1 protein-coding gene is annotated in these 255 nt (G+C 49.8%); it reads left to right on the top strand.

The annotated features are described in order from the left end of the window. Positions 1–255 (top strand): immunoglobulin domain-containing protein (locus tag LOK78_RS16625; RefSeq protein WP_232635702.1); only part of this gene is annotated, 255 nt, incomplete at both ends.

Raw genomic sequence — 255 nt, 5'->3', positions numbered from 1 at the left:
TGGACGGTCCTTCCGGTTATGTAGGTTACAGTTGGAGTTTTGGTGGTTCCGAGGTAGGAACTTCCGAAGATTTAACGATAACTGGAGCGACTTCGGCAGATGCTGGTGTTTATACATTAACGGTGACTGATAATAATGGCTGTTCTGGAAGCGATACTGCAACGGTTACGGTCTACGACAACCCAGAGCCATCTGTTGGTGATGCGTCAGACTGTGAGGGCGAGGACATCACCTTGGACGGTCCTTCCGGTTATG

Source organism: Mangrovimonas futianensis (assembly GCF_021245805.1).
Classification (GTDB): domain Bacteria; phylum Bacteroidota; class Bacteroidia; order Flavobacteriales; family Flavobacteriaceae; genus Mangrovimonas; species Mangrovimonas futianensis.
This window is presented reverse-complemented; position numbering and strand designations above follow the sequence as displayed.